Below are 16,883 nucleotides of genomic sequence, written 5' to 3' on the forward strand. Positions count from 1 at the left end.
GTCGGGAGTAAGCGCTTCTGCACTGATAGCCTCGCCGCACGGTATTTCCGTCTCGGGCTTCATACCCCGCGGGTGTCGAAGTCCGCCCGAGCCTTCTCGATCACAGGGCGATAGTCGATTGCCCAATCGCTGAGTACCCGCAAAGGCTCGATCAGCGAACGCCCGGCGTCGGTGAGAGCATATTCCACCTTCGGCGGGATGGTGGCATAGGCCGTGCGCGACACCAATCCATCGCGCTCCAGACTGCGGAGTGTGAGGGTCAGCATCCGGTGAGACACGCCGCCGATCTCGCGCATCATCTGGTTGAAGCGCAACGGTCCCCGTGACAGCACTCCGACAACCATGATGGTCCACTTGTCGCCAACGCGATCAAGAATCTGGCCGAGCGCACGGCAGTTGTTGTGATCTTCGCTCGCAGGCAAGTCCCCGGCCTGCGTGGCGGCGGTGGTGTTCATTGTCTACTCCATCAAGGCACGCACATCCCTGTGCGTGGCGCACTTTCATGTGCATTCTTGTGCACATACCCGATATCGATCATATCGTCACGTACATTTTGTTCGTTAACAGAAGAGGACGATGACATGAAGATCGGCATCAACGGCGCAAGTGGGAAACTGGGTGCGGCCATCATCGAAGAACTCAGCTCACGCGGAGGCGGCCACCACATCGTCGCCATCTCCCGCTCGCCGGAGAAGGCATGTAGCGGCATCGAGGCTCGCAAAGGTGACTATGACCAGCCAGAGACGCTTCAGGACGCCTATGCCGGGCTCGACCGTCTGGTGCTGATCCCCAGCGCAGACCTGCGTCCGGGCGTACGCGGAGCGCAGCTCAAGTCCGCCATCGACGTGGCCGTGGAGTCAGGTGTGCAGCACATCGTCCTGCTGTCGGCGGCAGGCACACGCGAGGCTGCCATACCTGCACTCGGCGAGTCCTACTGGACAGCCGAACAGCATCTGATCAGGTCAGCTCCACACTGGACGATCCTGCGCATGAACTACTTTGCACAGTCCATGATCGACGAGGTCATGATGTCACAGAGCCAAGGAATGCTCGCTGGACTCGGCGAAGGTCGCGTCGCGTATGTCTCGCGCAACGACGTGGCCGGAGCGACAGCAGGAGCCGTATTGGGCGAAGGTCACGCAGGCGCGATCTACAATCTGACGGGACCCGATGCGCTAACGGGGCATGACGTCGCCGCAATTGCTTCGGAGGCGCTTGGCAAGCCCATCGTGTTTGCCTCGGTTACCGAGGAGCAGCTGCGTGGCGGCTTAGGCCAGGCCGGGCTGCCCGATCTTGTTGTCAATGCCATCATGGACATCAAGAAGACCTTTGTCGAAGGACACTTCGATGTGCTTACACATGATGTCGAGCGGCTGTCGGGCCGTGCGCCGATCTCGTTCCGCAACGTGTTCGCGGCAACGAAGTCCTGAGGAGAACCGCGTAAACATGGCCTGCAAATACGTCTATTGGATCAGCACCGCGCTTCTTTCGGCGTTGTACCTTATGTCCGCCACCTTCTATCTCACCCAAAGCGACACGGTGCGACAACTGTTGGGTCAGCTTGGCTATCCTGGCTATCTGGTGCCGCTCCTGATTACGGTCAAACTGCTGGGAGTGGCGGCGATCCTTTCCCGCATCAGCGTCGGACTGAGCGATCTCGCCTATTCCGGAATGTTTTTTCACCTGCTGCTTGCGCTATCGGCTCATCTGAACGCGTCCGACTACGCCGGATCAGTTCCGGCATTCCTCGGTCTGGGCGTCCTTGTCATGTCTTTCACGACCCAAAATGCCGCACGAGCAAAGCCTTCGCCGTATGCGGCCTCCCGGCAGGCCGGAACCTGAGATACCTCCTGGCATCCAAACCTTTGCGATCTGCGTCCCGATCCAGTTTCGGGCGCAGTCGTCATGGCCCGTCGCGCCTCGCGCCGTCGACGTAGCATTGCGTTATGGTGACGGTCGCTACCCTCACGCGGCGGCGGAGCGCGTCATGAACGAGACGGTCTCACCGGTATGCTCCTTGGAGTACCGCGAGAAGATGGGCGGGATTGATGCACCGAGCGACCTGGTCAAGTGCCAACTCATTCACGAGATCGGGATGATCACGAACCTGGGAGCGATGGTTCGCGATGATGGAGCTGCCGTACCCCGGTATGCGTGGGCCCGGATACAGCCATGGAAGCATGTCCATTGAGGCAGCCATTCGAGGGGCGGGTGTAGCTCTTGGGCGGAGCGTCCTTGTTGCGGAAGACCTTGCCGCTGATAGGCTGGTTTCATTATTTCCCGACATAGCCCTCGAGGTCGAGTGGGTTACGATCTGCTGTACCGCGTCGGCAATCAAGACCAACCAAAGGTCCGCGCCTTTCGGAACTGGATGCTAGAGGAGGTGCGTGAATTCATACGCATTGTGAAAACCTGAAGCGTCCGAAAAAAACTGAGCCAAGGTGTAATCGGAACATCGCTTACTGCACTTTCTGATTGGTTGAGAAAGAACTTGGTGTCGGTGGAACGAGTCTCGATGTCGCTCGTTGAGTCGCGTGTCCAGCGCGAGGGGGCTGCATCATGAGCAGGCGACGGAGCTTCAAACCGGTGAAGATCACCATCAATGGCAAGACCAGGACGGTCTATAATGTCGTTCAGGCCGGCAATACCTTGCTGAACGATTGGCCCGAGCAGACGCCGGCGGCCAAGGCTGCCGAGCTGCTGGTGCTCGATGTCTTCAACGATATCGCCGAGCCGGAGCAGGTGCGGCGGGCATTCATAACCGCAGCCAGGGCAAGCGACATCAAGTTCACTTCCTGACCGGCGGCGCTTCAAAAAGCATTCGCTTACTTCCATGACACATGCTCCTGATCGTCGCAATCGCGATGCTTCAGCTGCGGCCCCATCCAGGCGGCCGAAACGATCGCTGCGGCAAAGCCGAAGGCGATGCAGGTGAGGGCCTGAATCCGCCAGGAGACGAAGCTGACCGGCGCCGGGATGATGGGCTTCTCTCCGCATTGACCTGGCGGGCAGGCGCAGCCGGAAAAGGCTTTGATGATGCAGTCTGCGGACATCTTCTCTTCTCCCCTCAGGCGTAAAGCTGATCGCGGTCGGTGATGCCCATGATCTCGCGGGCGTAGCGGTAATGCGCCTCGACACTGGCGGTGGCGCCGCGCAGCCATGACGGGCCGCGGACCGAATGTTCGGGGCGGCCGAGATAGGCAAAGCCGAGAGCGCCCATGCGCTGGGCCTCGTTGGCCATATAGGCATCGCAGTCGTCGAGCCTTCGCACCGCATTCCAGCGGGTGTCTCGCCGGCTCTGCTCGGTCTCGATCTTGCGGATATGCTGCATCGCTCTGCCCTCTCTCGCCGGTGGTCGGCGTATTGAGAAAGGTATATAACATACCTCTGACCGTCAATCATTTAAGGTATAAAAAATACCTCATGCATTGACGAGGTACGAATCGTAGGCGTATGTCTCAGCCGAGTGATTGGGCGACCGGGTGCAACTCCCGAGCTGACGAAGCCCAGCGGCGCGGGAAGCGAAAGTCCTTAAGTGCGCTGTCAGAAAATCAGGACGAGGGCGAAGCGAATGGCCCCTCTGGCACGTGTCCCATCCCGGCTCCGGCCGTCAGGACCCTGGCCAATGCTCTCCCGGCTTCATGGGCTTTGCTCATGGGGTAGGGGGAAGCTTTGGCCGGAACCCTCCCTCACCAGCCTTCAGGAACTGGAAAGAGATGGAAGAGAGAGGGAGTGAGAGAGATCAGGATAGCACAGGCGCGCGGGCGGCGGCGATGACCTGCTGTGCTGCGCGTCGCGGCTTTCAGATTGACGCCTGCGCTCGAAGCGCTTGTTCGCAGGCATTCCCGCAAGGGTGGCTGCATGCATTTTGCGCATGGTGATGGGAGCGCCGGCAGAGCCGGTTTCGGCCTGGAGAGCTTCACCGCAAAGCAGGATCGCCCGCGCAGCGCCGAAAGCGATGATCGGCACGGCAAGTGTCACGATCTGGAACCCGATCCTGCCGGCTCGTGCGGGCGGGCGGATCATCTTGAATCTTTTTGGGAAGAGGTTGGCGTCTTGCTGGAATGGCAAGAATTATGCCCCGGAATTCGCTCGGTTTTTTGAAAGGGCTGGACTCTCACATCTCGATCACCGACCGGCGGACGCGACCGACGATGGTGACGGCGCCCTGGAATTCCGGCGGCGGCACGTCCTCGTAGGAGGCGGGCTGGAAGGGCGGGTTGTCGTTCGGCCGGTAGCGCTTGTAGGTCGCAGCCCCGGTTTCGTCGGCGACGACATAGAGCGCGTTCGGCGCCAGGCGCTTGTCGCGGCGGTTGACGAAAATGATCGAGCCGGGCGGTGAGATCTTGTTCATCGAATTGCCCTCGACCTCGAGCGCGATCCAGTCGCCATCCGGCAGGTCAAGCGCGGCGACGGTCGGGAATTCCGAAAAATCGGTGATCGGCGCCTGCTCGGTCAGCTGCCCGGCGCTGACCCAGGAGATCTTCGGCACGTCGGCGACCGAGACCGGCCGCTCCTCCGGATCGTGCGCATCGCCGGTTCCGAACTGCAGCCAGTTGAGATTGACCCTGAACGCCTTGGCATATTTCTTCGCGTCGGCGATGCCGAAGCCGTTCCGGCCCGACTCGTGCGCCTTGTAGACATTGGCGTTCCAGCCAAAACGATCGACGATCGCCTTCGGCCCGGCAAAGCCCGCGTTCTTCCTGGCCATGACCAGACGCTTTGCGCGTTCTTCGCGCTCAAATTGTTCCTGATCTTTCAACATGATATAAATTATACCCTAAAAAAAGGTACATGTAATGCCCTAAATCGCTTGACGTGCGAGGTATTTTACGTACCCTTATGCTCATGACAAGCACCGACATCATCAGCAATCGGCCCCGGCTTTCGGGCTCTGCCAATGCCCGCTACACCGGCTGTCCGCACTGCGGCAGGGCGCTGTCGATCGCCGAGGTGATCGAGCGCCACTGCGAAAATTGCGGCCGGCAGACCCAGCCGGAAGAGATGCGGCAGACACCGGTCTTGTCCGGTTCTCAGCCGATCACCAAATCCGACGGCCTCACTCCTCCCTGAAGGCTTTCGGCAGCTGGCGTCGTCGCGCTCCCTCGGCGACGCCAGCCTCTTCCACAAGTGTGAAATGAACGATCTGGCCGGCGCCCGCCTGGCGGAAGGGCCGGCCGTGGACCGAATGCGAAAAAGGATCAAGCGATGAGCACCGCCCCGGCGCATCAAGGCACGCACATGAACGCCCTCGAGCTCTTCCGCTCCGGCAGGGATTATATCGAAATCGCGGCCATCCTCGGCGTGTCGGTGCCCGCCGTGGAGAGCGAGATCCACCGGCTTCGCAGCGCCGAGAAGGGCGACACCGCCCATCAGGATTACGCCGCCGGCAAAATCCGGCGGTTCCCCGGCCGCGCCGCCAGGCCGGGCGCTCCGGTCAATTTTGCCGGCGGGCGGGTTTGAGGGCCGAGAGAGGCTTCGAGCGGGAAGGCAATCGCATGGAAAAGCAAGAAATGGACAAGGACATCATGGAGATACTCAGCCCCGTGCTGGGGCAGGAGCTGGCGGCGGCGATCATCGAGCATCGCAGCCGCACCCTGAAGAAGCCGCTGACGGCCTATGCAGCGAAGATCCAGGTCAAGGAATACCTGAAGACCGGCAATCCGGTCGACGCCGCCGAGATGCAGATCCTGCGCGGCTGGAGGGCGATCAAAGCAGACTGGTATTTCAATGAGAAGGCGAGGGAAGCGGGATCGAGTGATGCAAACACGGGCAGAAGGACATTGGTCGATGCCGCAAGAGATTTCCTCTCCGGTGACGATCATGGCGGGGATGCTTTCGGGTTTTCCGGCATCCGCCGGCATTGATCCCGACATGCAGATCCGCGCCTACCTCGTCGCCATCGATGGCATTCCGGCAGAGGCGGTCTGGCGCGCCGCCAAGCTGTTTCTGTCAGGCAAGGTCAGGGACCATAACCGCGCCTTCGCCCCGAGCGCGGCGAGCTTCGCCGAAATCGCCCGCCAGCAGCAGGCGGTGATGACGGCGCAAAACCGGCCGCGCGTCGAAGCGCCGCCCGAACAGCCGCAGCCGAAGGTCGCCGCCTACAAGATGCGGCTGCTGAGACAGGCGGCAAACGGCAGCCGCAGCGCCAAGCGGGCGCTTGCCGAGATGTTTCCAGACAACCCGGTCATCGCAAGGGCCGCACGAGACGCACAGGAGGCAGTGGGATGAGAGATCTGTTCTGGACGGAAGACAAGATCGTCAAGGCGCAGAAGCTCTGGCAGGAGGGGTTTTCGGCGCGACAAATCGCCGAGCTCTTCGGCTCGAAGAAGAACACCGTCATCAACATGGCGCATCGCAATCGCGACCGGTTTCCCTCCAGGCAGGATGCGCGCAAGCAGCTTGCGGTCGCCGGCGCGGCGCCCGCGCCGATGCGCCACCCCGACCGGGTGAGGCGGGTGACGCTGTCGTGCGCCGAGGTGACCATGCCGCGCGTGCCCACGATCGACGGACCGGCGCCATGAGTGCCGTGACCAGTGCCGTGACCCCGCGCGAGCGGGAAATCATCGGCTGGATGGCGCAAGGCAAGACCGCCGCCGAAATCGGCACCATCCTCGGCATCTCGCCGATCACCGTCAACACCCACATTTCCAATGCCAAGGCGAAACTCGGCGTGTTCAAGGAGACTGCACTGGTCGCCGCCGCACTTCGAAACGGCATCATTCGATAGGAAGGATAACCAGCATGGGCGGCAAGGCCACCAAGGTGAAGATACAGCGGGTAAACAAGGGCGCCGGCCGGCCGCGCAAGGCCAATGTCGAGCGCTTTCCCTGCGGCAAGATCAAGCCGTTCGAGACCGAGAAGGAGAATGTCAGCGTGGCGATGGCGGCGCGCCGGCGCATTCACGGTTTCGGCAAGACGGTGGCGGACGAGACGGTCAGGAGCCCCTATGCCGGCTATACCCTCGGCCGCATGTTCCTCGATGGCGCCATCACCGAGGAGCAGCGCCAGGCCGGCGACGACTATGCCGAGGTCATGGCCCGCTACCACAAGACGACGGGCATCCCGGCTCCGAGCCCCAGGGCCCAGTCGCTCTTTGCCGTCAAGGGCCACGAAGGCGAGGTGACCGAAAGCCTCGCCGACCGCGCCCGCAAGGCCAGCAACCGCATGATGGAACTGCAGGCCGTACTTCTGCGCTGCGAGGACGGGCCGCAGGTGCGGAGCACCGTCTATAATGTCGCGGTGATGGACTACGAACATCTGCGCCAGATGCCGCCACAGCAATTGCTGTGGCTGCGGCGGGGTTTGATCGCGCTGCGCAGGGCGAAGGCGGGGTGATGGATTCTTTCGCGACTAGCCGCTCTATCGCGGCAGAGGGCCTAATCCGCCGTGGCCATGGATCCCAGGCTCAAGGCATGGGATGATGGAGGCCGGCACGGGTGTTTTCGCCTGGACGTGGCAGGGCGAAGCCGAATGGAACTTCACCGGTCTGCGCTAAGTCAGGCAAACCGGAATGTGCCGGTCCGCCATCCAAGATTGGTGGTTCCACAAACGAGAGACTGCAGCTAAAAATTGCGGAAGATGAGGAACTCCGGGGGCAGCATGCGCTACGCTTTGGTGATGATCGGGCAGTCTGTCTCGTTTACGCCGCCTGGCATGCGGCGGTGGTGTGGTCGACCACCATTCGGCTCTAGCTATCAGTTGGCCTGCAGCTGCTCAGCCTGCAGTTCAGCTGCTCTGGCATGTCGCTGCTCTTGTTAATCCCACTGGTTGTGTGCACCTTCGCCCCGAGGAGTATCATGTACAGATTGATTGTTTTCGCAGTGATCACGATCGCGGGCGGTTCCGCCTTTGCGAGCGAGGTTCCGTTTTTCGCCAGTCCTGATGTGCCCGACTATACCGCAAAGATGATCGTGCGTGAGGCCCATGGTGCCAAAGGGGACCGCCAGCGGGTCGTCCAGCATCACAACGGCTGGACACGCGTTGAAGAGCAACGAAACGAAGAAACGAACCTTTCTTACGGACATTTCTTCAAGAACGTGGTTCTGAGGGTGACTAGGAGGAATGGTGAAATCTCGTCATTTCAGATCAGGCAGGTCGAATCATCTCAGGATTATGACGGCATCAAGAAAGTCAGGGAAACGGATGATGTCGAGACCGTCGGCGGTGAGCAGTGTCGCTGGCGGCAGATCGTCCGGCGCATGGACAGGGCCGAGACCAGTCCCAGTGAGTTAACTTGCCTGACCGAGGACGGAATAGAGATCGCGACGAAAGTCCTTTTCTCCAGCGGGGAGGTCATGTCCGAGACGCGGCTGACGGATCTGCGGCGCGGGCCTGTGCCGGAAGCGGTGGTACGACCGCCTATGCAGCTTCTCGAAGCCGGTACCTGGCTCGCGCCCTTGCCACGTTACGACGATTACACCCCAAATCCTGGAGACTTCGAGGCGGAGCTGGTTAGCCACAGATCCAAAGAGAGGCTGTTGCGTCATTATCCCTGGTGGCTCCGACAGCGCGACGGTGGAGATGGATCGATCCTGATCACCGTCTGGAACGAGCTTGAAGACCAGGGGTTTCGATATTCCGCATCCAAGGGGAAGCGCATGTTCGAAGCTGTCCGCTCCTCCTCGATTCTCTCGCCGAAGTTCAGGAGATTCGACGAGGTTTATGGGATGGTCGACTTGAGAGAGCAGGATCGGCTGCTTGGTGAGGACTGCGCATGGTATGACCGAACACCAAATATGGCTGATATGGGCCTTCATCAATGCCTGACTTCGGACGGCATACCGCTGATTGACCACCACTGGTCTGGCTGGGGAGACAGCGAGGGATTCAAAATAGTGACGCTGACCCGCCGGCCGGTGGGTATGGATGAAATGCAGCCACCCCGTGATTACCTCGAGCCTGCTGCCTGGGGCTTCAGCCCTCCATACTAGAGCTTTTCCGGGTTAGCTTGAAGCATTCTGCCGGAGCAGGTTCTCGTCAGGGCAGAGGCGATTGGCGATGGGCATACCTCCAGGTACGTCCGAGCCGATCGCCTCTGATCCTGGCCGGCCCACCGGCCGCACCGCTTCGCCACGGCGAAGCGACAAGTGCGTCCGGCGATTCCAAAGTCTTGCAGATTTGCCAGGCAAATCTGCGGGAGGGTTGGCCGAAACGGTCCGGCTGATCGACCGGCCGGCTTGGCCGTAGAGCTGGGCTACGACGCGCCCTGGCTTTGACTGGAGTGGGCCGCGCAGAGTATCGAAGTGCATGGCTGTGTTGTAAGCACCTCCGCACGGCCCATAATACTTACGATCAGCGAAGTCCGTTGTTCCCGAGCCGGCTGAATATTTTTGATCGGAGAGCGTCAGAACGATTTGAACGACGGCACATTGCCGTAAGATCAACATGGAATGAGCCAAATGCCTGTCTTTCATGCCAAGTGCAGCTGCGGCGCCCTGTGCCTGGAGGTCGATGGCGATCCGGTGCACAACCACGTCTGCACGTGCACACGCTGCCAGCGCGCATCCGGCAGCGCTCTTGCCCATAATGTGTGGTTCCGCGAGGACGACGTCCGGATCGTTTCCGGCGATTATTCCGTATGGTTTCCGCAGGGCGAAACCACGCCGGATGTGATGAAAGCCTTTTGCCGGATCTGCGGTGGAGGCGGATTTTCCAAATCCGGAACATACTTCCCCGGCACCGTCGTCATCGCCGCCGGCACCTTCGCCGATCCCTCCTTTCCTGCGCCCGATCATGTTCACTGGTGGGGCGATCGCCCGCATTGGATCGACCTCGCCGACACGATCGAGCGTCATGCCGGAAATTAGTGGTTCGGGAACGGGGAAAGGGACCTCGATCGCAACAGCTGCGGGCTAACGCCAGGTTCCGACGCCGGCGCGGCACGCAATGGGTCGACGTCGTCATCGAAGGCTTGATTGATGTCGTCATGATCGCAGGAAGGGAAGGACCCATCGCATGTCGCAGGAGAACTGTAGCGCGGCATTCTTACGGGGGCTTTGCCGGCAGCATACCGATCCGTAAGGATGCTTGCTTCGGCTGCCGGTCGCCGCAGCTTACGAAAATGTATAGTCCGGGCGAGGTCCCTGTGAGGTTTGAAGCGCAGGCTTGGCGCCGTCATTGCCAAGTCGAGGCCAGCTCTCATGAACATGCGCGCCGCACCCGCCGCCCTTATGCCGGCCATTCATCCGGTCAGCCTGCGGGTCAATACCTACCTCATCAATCTCGACCGCGCGCCGTTGCGCCGGTTCCGAATGGAACGCCTGCTGGCGGGCTTCGGCCTTGCCTATGAGCGCGTGGCGGCGGTCGACGGTGCGGCCATAAGCCTGCCGCATCCCGGCTTCGACGAGAAATCTTATCTCAGCCGGCACGGCCGCCGGCCGAACCCTTTCGAGATCGGCTGCTATCTCAGCCATGTCGAATGCGCCCGGCGCTTCCTCGCCAGCAACGCCGAATTCGCCCTCATCCTCGAGGACGATCTCGACTTCGACGGTGATTTTGCCGAGCTGCTCGAGGCCGCGCTTCGCCATCAGGCGCACTGGGACATTCTGCGGCTGTCGACGGTCAATTCCGGCCGGAAGCACCGGGTCGAGCCGCTGACCGCCTCGCGCTCGCTCGCCATTGCGCTGACCCGCGAGAAGGGATCCGGCGCCTATCTGATCAACCGCCAGGCGGCGGGCTGGATTGCCGGGGCGCTGCTGCCCATGCGGCTGCCCTATGATCTCGCCTTCGACCTGGAGTTCGATGACGGTCTGCGCGCCTGCTTCGTCGATCCGCTGCCGGTGGGCCAGAGGGCCGATCCCTGCTCGCAGATCCAGGCGGGGCTTTCGGCCTACCGGCTCGGCCGCCGCCGCCCGTGGAGCGTGCTGCCCTTTCGCGCTGCTGCCGAGATCCGCCGTTTTGTCGCCCGTTTCGGCCGGCTCGCGGCATGGCGCCTCACGCTTTCTCCGGCATCAATGGGAAGGCGATCGAAACGCGAAGGCCGGGATGATTGTCTGCCAGCGCAATCTCGGCCGAATGCAGTTCGGCGATTGCCTTGACGAGGCTGAGACCGAGGCCGCTGCCTGGCGTCGTGCGGCTCTTGTCGATCCGGTAGAGGCGCCGGAAGACCTTGTCCCTTTCCTCGGCGGGGATGCCGGGGCCGGTATCGGCGACCGAGAGAATGGCGCGGTCCTCCTGGCGGCGGAGCGAAAGGGTGATGCGGGTTCCGGCCGCGCAGTGGTTGATCGCGTTCTCCACCAGATTGGCGATCATCTGCGTCAAGAGATCGCGGTCGCCCCAGATGACGGCGGGAGCGCGCCCGGCGATCCGGAACGACTGCCCGGCATCTTCGGCGACATCGACATAGACCTCGGAGATGACGCTCAGAACGGCGTCGAGATCGGTCGCCTGGAAACGCTCCTTGCGGGCGCCGGCCTCGATCTGGGAAATGCGCAGCAGCGCCTCGAAGGTGGCGTTGATCCGGTCGCTCTCGTTTCGCGCTTCATCAAGCAGAGCCGAAACATCCGCCTGCTGCTCGTTTCCGGCCACGGCGGCATCCAGCGTCAGGCGCAGCCTGTTGAGCGGTGTTTTCAGATCGTGGGCGATATCGGCGCTGACCTGCCGCATGCTCTCGACCAGCCTCTGCAGCCGCTCCAGCGCCGCGTTGATCTGGATCGCCACCGTATCGAGATCGTCGCCGTTGCCGGTGATCGGAATGCGGGCGTCGAGCGCGCCGTGAGAGACGTCATTCATGGTGTTGGCGACCCGGTCCAGCCGCGCCTGAGCGCGAACGGCGAGAAAGACGCCGCCGCCAATCGCCGTCGCCACGACGATTGCTGCCGCCCATTCGAAGCTCACCAGCACGATCCGCAGCATCTCGTCGGCATCGTTGAAGTTCTCGGCCACCACAAGGCTGTAGGGGCCGACCGTCGATACCTGCATGCGATAGCGTTCATGCCCCTTCAGCCCGACATCGCCCGAGGTGACGGTATAGACGCCGTTCGGGATGCGCGGTGCCGCGAAATTGCCGGCAAGCTTGCGCCCGCCGGCATCCGTCAGCGAATAGAGCCCGTCGGAGGTCGACTGGAAACTCGCATAATTGTTCAGCGTGTTGATCAGGTCCGCGGTGTCGCCGGGCTCGTAGGTCGAGACGATGAGCGAATTCATTTCGTTGAGCGACTGGTCGACATCGCGGCCAAGGCCGAGGCTGAGAATGTGATAGATGATCGCGCCGCTGAAGATGAAAGCGACCACGAAGAGCACGCCGAAGGTGACGGCCAAGCGGAAGGGCGTGCTCCTGCGCAGGCTAGAGCATGATGCCGAAAAGTGTGCGCGGTTTTCGGACGAAATCATGCTCTTACTCTTTGAATTGCGAATAGGATTTGAGATTTCAGGCGGATGGGCCTGAAATCATCCTGTTCGAGGCGCATGCAGGCTGTATCCGGTGTTGCGAATCGTATGCAGAAGCTGGGCCTGGAACGGCTTGTCGACCTTGGCCCTGAGGCGGCTGATATGGGTCTCCACGACGCTGGTCTTCGGGTCGAAGTGGAAATCCCAGACCCGCTCCAGGAGCATGGTTTTGGTGATGACACGGCCTTCGCCGCGCATCAGCACCTCGAGCAGGGTGAATTCGCGCGGCTGCAGCTCGATCGCCTGGCCGGCGCGCCGCGCCTCCCGCCGGATCAGATCGAGCTCCAGATCGGCGACCTTCAAGACCGTGCGCTGCTCCTGCACCGGCGGGCGCCGGCCGAGCGCATTGACGCGCGCCAGAAGCTCGGAGAAGGCGAAAGGTTTGGTGAGATAATCGTCGCCGCCGGCCTCCAGCCCCTCGACCCGGTCGTCGACGCCGCCGATCGAGGTCAGGAACAGCGCCGGCGTGCCGACCTTGGCGGCGCGCAACGAGCGGATGATCGCCAGCCCATCGAGACCCGGCAGCATGCGATCGACGACGATGACGTCATAGGCCTCGCGCTGCGCCTGAAATAACCCGTCGCGGCCGTCGCCGAACACGTCACAGACGTGCCCGGCCTCCGTGAAGCCCTTGGCGATATAGTCGGACGTCTTGATATCGTCCTCGATAAGCAGGATTCGCATCGGCCGCATCCCGGATGCCTCGTGCGGCAAGATCTAGCCGAGAGGGTGGCCGGGCGGCAACTTAACGATTGGTAAGGGGAGGGCGCATCGCGCTCCACCGGGAGGTTCGAGCTCGAGCGTGACATGGCCTCCCCGCAAAGAGGGGCTCACTGCTGCTGGTTGTCCGTCCGGCCGCCCACTGCCGTTCCACGCTGACACGGCCAGGGAACAACCAAGCATCAGCGAAAAACTCTCATCGTCCACGTGCTCATGCTTGCTCCGATCAGCTGGTTATCCGCGGGGCGCTGACGATCTTGCGGAACAGGGCTTCCATTGCCTCTTCAATGCCTTCGGTGGGACTGACCGCGAAATAGAAGCCGGGGGTTGCGCATTCTTCCATTTTTGCGGCGATGCGGGTCTCGAAGGGCTTGACCCAGTCCTTGTAAAAGCCGTTGTCGGGCAGGGGCAGATAGGTCGTATAGAGGACGGCGACCTTGATGCCGCGATCTTTGAGCTTCTTGCAATAAGTCGTGTCGATCGGTTCGATGCATCGTCCGCCGTTTGCGCCTTTCGGGCTGGTGCAGCCGGTCGGCTTATAGCTGTCGCCAACGCCGTCAGCGACGAAAAAGACGATCTTCTGGCGATCGGCATTGCTGGTGCCCGTGCCGATGTTCCCCTTGATCTCGCCTTCGATCCCTTTCAGCGCTTCGTCAAAGCTCGTCTGCTGGTCGCTGTAATAGTTCTGATAGGGAATGCTCATCAGTTTGATCATATTCGCGGCGGCCGCCACGGCGCCAAGATCATAGTTCAGGTCGGAGACCTTGAAGAGCTTCGCGGCTTTGGCGTCCTGCGCGGTCTTGCCGGACGTATAGGCAGCGACCCTGAATTGGCTAGGCATGGACTGCGTGTCCTTTGCCTTGGCCATCAGGGCTTTCACGGCAGAGGCGACCACGTCGATACGGATGGTCACGCCGTTATTGCGTGCGACATTGTAGTAGCTGTTCTTGTCCTCGACGCCCTTTTCAGAAACGATGTGGCATGCGAAGGCGCAGTTTTTATCCTTGCCGCCATCATGGCCGTTTGCCGTCGCCTTTTTCATCGCGGTGATGTCGTCGGTGGTGGCCGCAACGCCCATCGACGGGGTGTTGTCCAGCAGCATGAAGAAATCCATGTAGGACGGGGTCTGATACTGGGCGGTTGCCGCTCCGGTCACGGCGATCTCATCAAATCCCATCACCTGCATGAAGGTCGTGGGCATCGTCGCGTTGAAGGACACGGTCGAGCTGAGTGTGTCGCCCTTTTTCTGAACGCTGATATCGACGGTCACGGGCGCGTCGCCCTGTTTTTTGGACATCTGCGAAAAGAAGATCTTCTGGGCTTCGGATTTTCCGAGCGTCAGCGACCCGTCGCCCGACATCGTATTGGCCTGTGCCGCCGCCTCTGACGTCGGTGTAATCGATCCCACCGCTGCCGCATCCGCAGCGGCATAGAGTTCGGTCCGAAGCGACAGGGCGCTGGCAAAATCAACGGCCGTCCCCGCCGCCCCCAGCAATGGGACGACGAGGAGCGCCGTCATAATTCCGAAGTTGCCGGATCGGTCGAAGATGAAACGAAGCAACATAAAAGGCGGCCTTCCCCTGGTGGCTGTGTCACAACCGAGCGGCGATCACTAGCGGCGGAACTTAAACCAAAGGCAAAGACGTATGGTTGTGTTGTAACTAAATTGCTGCAGAACGCGGTCGCCATCATCCGCGCCGCGGTCGCGTCTGCCTTTTGATCAGAAAACACGCCGGTTGCATCGAACCAGAGGGGTGGCGGCAGCCTTGCGAAGGTGTGAAAAAGCTGGACGATGCGTATTGCCCCCAACCGCCAACCGGCGCGTAGCCGTTGGCAATGGCAGCGAAATCACGTCGGCCGAGTTTCGGCTCTCAACTTCTCCAGATCGGGCATCTCCGACCCAAGAGCCTTGCCGAGCGCTTCGACACCCTTATGAGGGAGCCTCAGGAGACCTTGGCAGAGGCCGTCTTTCCATGAATCCCCTCGATCCCACGCTTCCGCCCAAGCATCTGTCAGCTCGGAGTCATGGCGTGTCTCGACGAGGGCTTGGAAAAGCAGCGACGCCTGCGTGAGGTCTTTGTCCGCTTTTACGCGTCCGAGAGTGTCCGTGAGCCTTCTGGACGATACGATGAGCTTATGAACGGCATATCGCTCGGGGGCGGGAACGAGGACGTTCACCCCCTCGCGGAAGAGCAGCACCGTGCGCACGGGCTCGTAGATCAAGTAGTCCAGGAAGCGCAGATTTTCCGCCGACGCACCGCCGAGGGCAGGCATGGGGGAGGGTTTGCCGGTATGTTCATCCGATCCGCGGTTCCCCGTCAGGAATTCCACCCGATACCCCCTGGCGTTCTGAAAGGCGACAACCTTGGCTCTGTCTGCCTCATGAGGAACGGCCCGGAATTCGGGATCAATCGACTGGAGGACGTCGAGAACCGGAGGCAGGCTGTCCTGGACACCTGCAGAAATAGCAAAGTCCTGCGCGAAGTCCGCGTCTCCTGTCTGCATGGCGGATGAGGGCAGGCGAACGCCGAGCATCCCCGCATAGGTGCTGAATGCCACCGACCCGATCAGGACTGCACGCAGACGGAACAAGCCCGCATCCGCGAGGGCTTTGGTGATGTCTCCCGCGAAATTATCGGGACCCGGGAGGCCGGCACGACGGAGCGTGCTGACCATGCGCCTGCGCTCCCGGACATTATCCTTGATCTCCTTGTGGGCCTTCACCCGCGCTGTGATCGCTTCGTCGCTCTGTGGACCGACATAGCTTCGCTTGTCCTTGCCTTCGGGCGTCGGGAGATCGAAATACCAGTAATCGCGGTCCTTCACGGTGACGGTCACAAACCATCCTTCCAATGGGAAGTCCGACAAAAACTGCCCGTCCAAGGTCCGCTGCGCCAGTTCGGCGAACATTGTCCTATAGCTGATGTCGATCTCTTTCATCATCGGCAATTTGTCCCTTTCGAGTGCACCGGCCATCCACACGGATCGAAGCGGCGTTCCCGCTTAAGTGTAGTCCTCGCTCGTCTCACATTCGCGTTATAAGTATCTGCCAAAACCTTATAACTCCCTTTGACCGCGATCTCCAGTTATACGTTCCTGCCAAAACCTTATAACGCGTCGGCAAGTCTCGATCAGCCGCGGGCATGGATCCACGCTCGATCCTCGAGGCGCAATGCTGAGGACGACGGAGGTTGGAGCGATCTTCTGCCGAATTCGCAGCGGGCGCAGCGGATAGGCATCGGGTAGCTGTGCATGATGATGTCCTGGCAGCGAGATCAGAAGGTGTGATTCCATCCCGGTTTGCCGAGTTTCACCCTTGCCGGAGAAGCACTCCCACCCGCCGTCTTCCTCGGGCCTGACCCGAGGACCCAGTTCCGTCGGCGGCGTCATCGAAAATGTATTTGTGCTCTAAGGTCCGTCAACCCGTCTTAAGCTGCTCGGGAAGCTGGCCGTAAGCCGTTAGAATCGCCCTGACCAGCCCGGGGAAGCGCTCGTCGAGCTCCGCGCAGCGGGTCTGGTTGCGCATCTCGACGCCTTGACGTTCGCTGCGGATCAGGCCGGATTCGCGCAGCACCTTGAAATGGTTCGACAGCGACGATTTCGGAATGACGCGGTCGCCGAGATCGGCGAGCGCAGAACAGGTGCCGCCACAGGCGGTGCCGGCGAGCTTGGCGAATATCGCGACGCGCTCCGGATCGGAGAGCGCATAAAGGATCGCCTCGGGTTTTATGTCCTCCAGGGCTGGGTGAAAGAACGGTCGCATAAATTTTATA

At 61.2% G+C, this 16,883-nt stretch carries 24 protein-coding genes; 14 read left to right on the plus strand and 10 right to left on the minus strand.

Annotated elements, in window-relative coordinates; translation table 11 throughout:
- Nucleotides 1–59: 59 nt before the first annotated feature.
- Complete coding sequence (locus RHE_RS05215; RefSeq protein WP_011424372.1) at nucleotides 60–455, minus strand: winged helix-turn-helix transcriptional regulator; 396 nt, start codon at nucleotides 453–455, stop codon at nucleotides 60–62.
- A 126-nt stretch (nucleotides 456–581) separates the two neighbouring features.
- On the opposite strand from RHE_RS05215, the gene RHE_RS05220 reads away from it, so the two are divergent.
- From RHE_RS05220 to RHE_RS05235, 4 genes are all read left to right on the plus strand, one after another.
- Nucleotides 582–1,430: an SDR family oxidoreductase gene (locus RHE_RS05220; protein WP_011424373.1), complete on the plus strand. Its 849-nt coding sequence runs from the start codon at nucleotides 582–584 to the stop codon at nucleotides 1,428–1,430.
- A gap of 16 nt (nucleotides 1,431–1,446) precedes the next feature.
- The gene (locus tag RHE_RS05225) at nucleotides 1,447–1,842 is read left to right on the plus strand and encodes a DoxX family protein (RefSeq protein ID WP_011424374.1); all 396 of its coding nucleotides are present in this window, start codon (nucleotides 1,447–1,449) and stop codon (nucleotides 1,840–1,842) included.
- A gap of 145 nt (nucleotides 1,843–1,987) precedes the next feature.
- On the plus strand, nucleotides 1,988–2,191 hold the full coding sequence (locus tag RHE_RS34200; protein ID WP_244425766.1) for a hypothetical protein: 204 nt from the start codon (nucleotides 1,988–1,990) through the stop codon (nucleotides 2,189–2,191).
- A gap of 368 nt (nucleotides 2,192–2,559) precedes the next feature.
- Nucleotides 2,560–2,799 (plus strand): DUF982 domain-containing protein, encoded by a 240-nt coding sequence (locus tag RHE_RS05235; RefSeq protein WP_042118047.1) that lies wholly within the window; start codon nucleotides 2,560–2,562, stop codon nucleotides 2,797–2,799.
- Nucleotides 2,800–2,825: 26 nt separating this feature from the next.
- On the opposite strand, the gene RHE_RS05240 is transcribed toward RHE_RS05235, so the two are convergent.
- The 4 genes from RHE_RS05240 to RHE_RS05255 all read right to left on the minus strand — a co-directional run bounded on the left by RHE_RS05240 (nucleotide 2,826) and on the right by RHE_RS05255 (nucleotide 4,765).
- The gene (locus RHE_RS05240) at nucleotides 2,826–3,053 is read right to left on the minus strand and encodes a hypothetical protein (protein WP_042118049.1); all 228 of its coding nucleotides are present in this window, start codon (nucleotides 3,051–3,053) and stop codon (nucleotides 2,826–2,828) included.
- Nucleotides 3,054–3,067: 14 nt separating this feature from the next.
- Nucleotides 3,068–3,331: a hypothetical protein gene (locus tag RHE_RS05245; RefSeq protein ID WP_020920637.1), complete on the minus strand. Its 264-nt coding sequence runs from the start codon at nucleotides 3,329–3,331 to the stop codon at nucleotides 3,068–3,070.
- Nucleotides 3,332–3,699: 368 nt separating this feature from the next.
- Nucleotides 3,700–4,026 (minus strand): hypothetical protein, encoded by a 327-nt coding sequence (locus RHE_RS05250; protein WP_011424376.1) that lies wholly within the window; start codon nucleotides 4,024–4,026, stop codon nucleotides 3,700–3,702.
- Nucleotides 4,027–4,117: 91 nt separating this feature from the next.
- Entirely contained in the window at nucleotides 4,118–4,765 is a 648-nt protein-coding gene (locus tag RHE_RS05255) for a S24 family peptidase (protein ID WP_011424377.1), read from the minus strand.
- 83 nt (nucleotides 4,766–4,848) lie between these two features.
- On the opposite strand from RHE_RS05255, the gene RHE_RS05260 reads away from it, so the two are divergent.
- The 10 genes from RHE_RS05260 (at nucleotide 4,849) to RHE_RS05305 (ending at nucleotide 11,039) form a co-directional block, all read left to right on the plus strand.
- Nucleotides 4,849–5,073, plus strand: coding sequence for a hypothetical protein (locus RHE_RS05260; protein ID WP_041678840.1), 225 nt, complete (start codon nucleotides 4,849–4,851; stop codon nucleotides 5,071–5,073).
- A gap of 135 nt (nucleotides 5,074–5,208) precedes the next feature.
- Nucleotides 5,209–5,463 (plus strand): DNA-directed RNA polymerase sigma-70 factor, encoded by a 255-nt coding sequence (locus tag RHE_RS05265; protein WP_041678841.1) that lies wholly within the window; start codon nucleotides 5,209–5,211, stop codon nucleotides 5,461–5,463.
- Nucleotides 5,464–5,498: 35 nt separating this feature from the next.
- Entirely contained in the window at nucleotides 5,499–5,867 is a 369-nt protein-coding gene (locus RHE_RS05270; protein ID WP_011424379.1) for a hypothetical protein, read from the plus strand.
- The gene (locus tag RHE_RS05275; protein WP_041678583.1) at nucleotides 5,833–6,231 is read left to right on the plus strand and encodes a hypothetical protein; all 399 of its coding nucleotides are present in this window, start codon (nucleotides 5,833–5,835) and stop codon (nucleotides 6,229–6,231) included. Before RHE_RS05270 ends, RHE_RS05275 begins: the two co-directional genes overlap by 35 nt.
- Nucleotides 6,228–6,524 (plus strand): GcrA family cell cycle regulator, encoded by a 297-nt coding sequence (locus RHE_RS05280; protein ID WP_042118053.1) that lies wholly within the window; start codon nucleotides 6,228–6,230, stop codon nucleotides 6,522–6,524. The genes RHE_RS05275 and RHE_RS05280 overlap by 4 nt, the downstream gene beginning before the upstream one ends.
- Nucleotides 6,521–6,730 carry a response regulator transcription factor gene (locus RHE_RS05285; protein ID WP_020920643.1) on the plus strand — a complete coding sequence of 70 codons (210 nt, stop codon included), beginning with the start codon at nucleotides 6,521–6,523 and terminating at the stop codon, nucleotides 6,728–6,730. The genes RHE_RS05280 and RHE_RS05285 overlap by 4 nt, the downstream gene beginning before the upstream one ends.
- A gap of 14 nt (nucleotides 6,731–6,744) precedes the next feature.
- The gene (locus RHE_RS05290) at nucleotides 6,745–7,338 is read left to right on the plus strand and encodes a hypothetical protein (protein WP_011424382.1); all 594 of its coding nucleotides are present in this window, start codon (nucleotides 6,745–6,747) and stop codon (nucleotides 7,336–7,338) included.
- Nucleotides 7,339–7,799: 461 nt separating this feature from the next.
- Nucleotides 7,800–8,933 carry a hypothetical protein gene (locus RHE_RS05295; RefSeq protein ID WP_011424383.1) on the plus strand — a complete coding sequence of 378 codons (1,134 nt, stop codon included), beginning with the start codon at nucleotides 7,800–7,802 and terminating at the stop codon, nucleotides 8,931–8,933.
- 468 nt (nucleotides 8,934–9,401) lie between these two features.
- Complete coding sequence (locus tag RHE_RS05300; RefSeq protein WP_020920646.1) at nucleotides 9,402–9,809, plus strand: GFA family protein; 408 nt, start codon at nucleotides 9,402–9,404, stop codon at nucleotides 9,807–9,809.
- 333 nt (nucleotides 9,810–10,142) lie between these two features.
- Nucleotides 10,143–11,039, plus strand: coding sequence for a glycosyltransferase family 25 protein (locus RHE_RS05305; protein ID WP_011424385.1), 897 nt, complete (start codon nucleotides 10,143–10,145; stop codon nucleotides 11,037–11,039).
- On the opposite strand, the gene RHE_RS05310 is transcribed toward RHE_RS05305, so the two are convergent.
- The 5 genes from RHE_RS05310 to RHE_RS05330 form a co-directional block, all read right to left on the minus strand.
- Nucleotides 10,936–12,333 (minus strand): sensor histidine kinase, encoded by a 1,398-nt coding sequence (locus tag RHE_RS05310; RefSeq protein ID WP_011424386.1) that lies wholly within the window; start codon nucleotides 12,331–12,333, stop codon nucleotides 10,936–10,938. The genes RHE_RS05305 and RHE_RS05310 overlap by 104 nt on opposite strands.
- 57 nt (nucleotides 12,334–12,390) lie before the next feature.
- A complete protein-coding gene (locus tag RHE_RS05315; protein ID WP_042119188.1) occupies nucleotides 12,391–13,074 on the minus strand; it encodes a winged helix-turn-helix domain-containing protein in 684 nt (227 codons plus the stop codon).
- Nucleotides 13,075–13,336: 262 nt separating this feature from the next.
- Nucleotides 13,337–14,674, minus strand: a complete 1,338-nt coding sequence (locus RHE_RS05320; protein ID WP_011424388.1) for a TadE/TadG family type IV pilus assembly protein — start codon at nucleotides 14,672–14,674, stop codon at nucleotides 13,337–13,339.
- Nucleotides 14,675–14,958: 284 nt separating this feature from the next.
- Entirely contained in the window at nucleotides 14,959–16,053 is a 1,095-nt protein-coding gene (locus RHE_RS05325) for a nucleotidyltransferase family protein (protein ID WP_042119190.1), read from the minus strand.
- Nucleotides 16,054–16,528: 475 nt separating this feature from the next.
- A complete protein-coding gene (locus tag RHE_RS05330) occupies nucleotides 16,529–16,873 on the minus strand; it encodes an ArsR/SmtB family transcription factor (RefSeq protein WP_011424390.1) in 345 nt (114 codons plus the stop codon).
- Nucleotides 16,874–16,883: the final 10 nt, after the last annotated feature.

Source organism: Rhizobium etli CFN 42 (assembly GCF_000092045.1).
GTDB lineage: Bacteria > Pseudomonadota > Alphaproteobacteria > Rhizobiales > Rhizobiaceae > Rhizobium > Rhizobium etli.

Coding starts and splice junctions, on each gene's coding strand:
- RHE_RS05215 (WP_011424372.1), bottom strand. CDS start 455: ATGAACACCACCGCCGCCACGCAGGCCGGGGACTTGCCTGCGAGCGAA.
- RHE_RS05220 (WP_011424373.1), top strand. CDS start 582: ATGAAGATCGGCATCAACGGCGCAAGTGGGAAACTGGGTGCGGCCATC.
- RHE_RS05225 (WP_011424374.1), top strand. CDS start 1,447: ATGGCCTGCAAATACGTCTATTGGATCAGCACCGCGCTTCTTTCGGCG.
- RHE_RS34200 (WP_244425766.1), top strand. CDS start 1,988: ATGAACGAGACGGTCTCACCGGTATGCTCCTTGGAGTACCGCGAGAAG.
- RHE_RS05235 (WP_042118047.1), top strand. CDS start 2,560: ATGAGCAGGCGACGGAGCTTCAAACCGGTGAAGATCACCATCAATGGC.
- RHE_RS05240 (WP_042118049.1), bottom strand. CDS start 3,053: ATGTCCGCAGACTGCATCATCAAAGCCTTTTCCGGCTGCGCCTGCCCG.
- RHE_RS05245 (WP_020920637.1), bottom strand. CDS start 3,331: ATGCAGCATATCCGCAAGATCGAGACCGAGCAGAGCCGGCGAGACACC.
- RHE_RS05250 (WP_011424376.1), bottom strand. CDS start 4,026: ATGATCCGCCCGCCCGCACGAGCCGGCAGGATCGGGTTCCAGATCGTG.
- RHE_RS05255 (WP_011424377.1), bottom strand. CDS start 4,765: ATGTTGAAAGATCAGGAACAATTTGAGCGCGAAGAACGCGCAAAGCGT.
- RHE_RS05260 (WP_041678840.1), top strand. CDS start 4,849: ATGACAAGCACCGACATCATCAGCAATCGGCCCCGGCTTTCGGGCTCT.
- RHE_RS05265 (WP_041678841.1), top strand. CDS start 5,209: ATGAGCACCGCCCCGGCGCATCAAGGCACGCACATGAACGCCCTCGAG.
- RHE_RS05270 (WP_011424379.1), top strand. CDS start 5,499: ATGGAAAAGCAAGAAATGGACAAGGACATCATGGAGATACTCAGCCCC.
- RHE_RS05275 (WP_041678583.1), top strand. CDS start 5,833: ATGCTTTCGGGTTTTCCGGCATCCGCCGGCATTGATCCCGACATGCAG.
- RHE_RS05280 (WP_042118053.1), top strand. CDS start 6,228: ATGAGAGATCTGTTCTGGACGGAAGACAAGATCGTCAAGGCGCAGAAG.
- RHE_RS05285 (WP_020920643.1), top strand. CDS start 6,521: ATGAGTGCCGTGACCAGTGCCGTGACCCCGCGCGAGCGGGAAATCATC.
- RHE_RS05290 (WP_011424382.1), top strand. CDS start 6,745: ATGGGCGGCAAGGCCACCAAGGTGAAGATACAGCGGGTAAACAAGGGC.
- RHE_RS05295 (WP_011424383.1), top strand. CDS start 7,800: ATGTACAGATTGATTGTTTTCGCAGTGATCACGATCGCGGGCGGTTCC.
- RHE_RS05300 (WP_020920646.1), top strand. CDS start 9,402: ATGCCTGTCTTTCATGCCAAGTGCAGCTGCGGCGCCCTGTGCCTGGAG.
- RHE_RS05305 (WP_011424385.1), top strand. CDS start 10,143: ATGAACATGCGCGCCGCACCCGCCGCCCTTATGCCGGCCATTCATCCG.
- RHE_RS05310 (WP_011424386.1), bottom strand. CDS start 12,333: ATGATTTCGTCCGAAAACCGCGCACACTTTTCGGCATCATGCTCTAGC.
- RHE_RS05315 (WP_042119188.1), bottom strand. CDS start 13,074: ATGCGAATCCTGCTTATCGAGGACGATATCAAGACGTCCGACTATATC.
- RHE_RS05320 (WP_011424388.1), bottom strand. CDS start 14,674: ATGTTGCTTCGTTTCATCTTCGACCGATCCGGCAACTTCGGAATTATG.
- RHE_RS05325 (WP_042119190.1), bottom strand. CDS start 16,053: ATGATGAAAGAGATCGACATCAGCTATAGGACAATGTTCGCCGAACTG.
- RHE_RS05330 (WP_011424390.1), bottom strand. CDS start 16,873: ATGCGACCGTTCTTTCACCCAGCCCTGGAGGACATAAAACCCGAGGCG.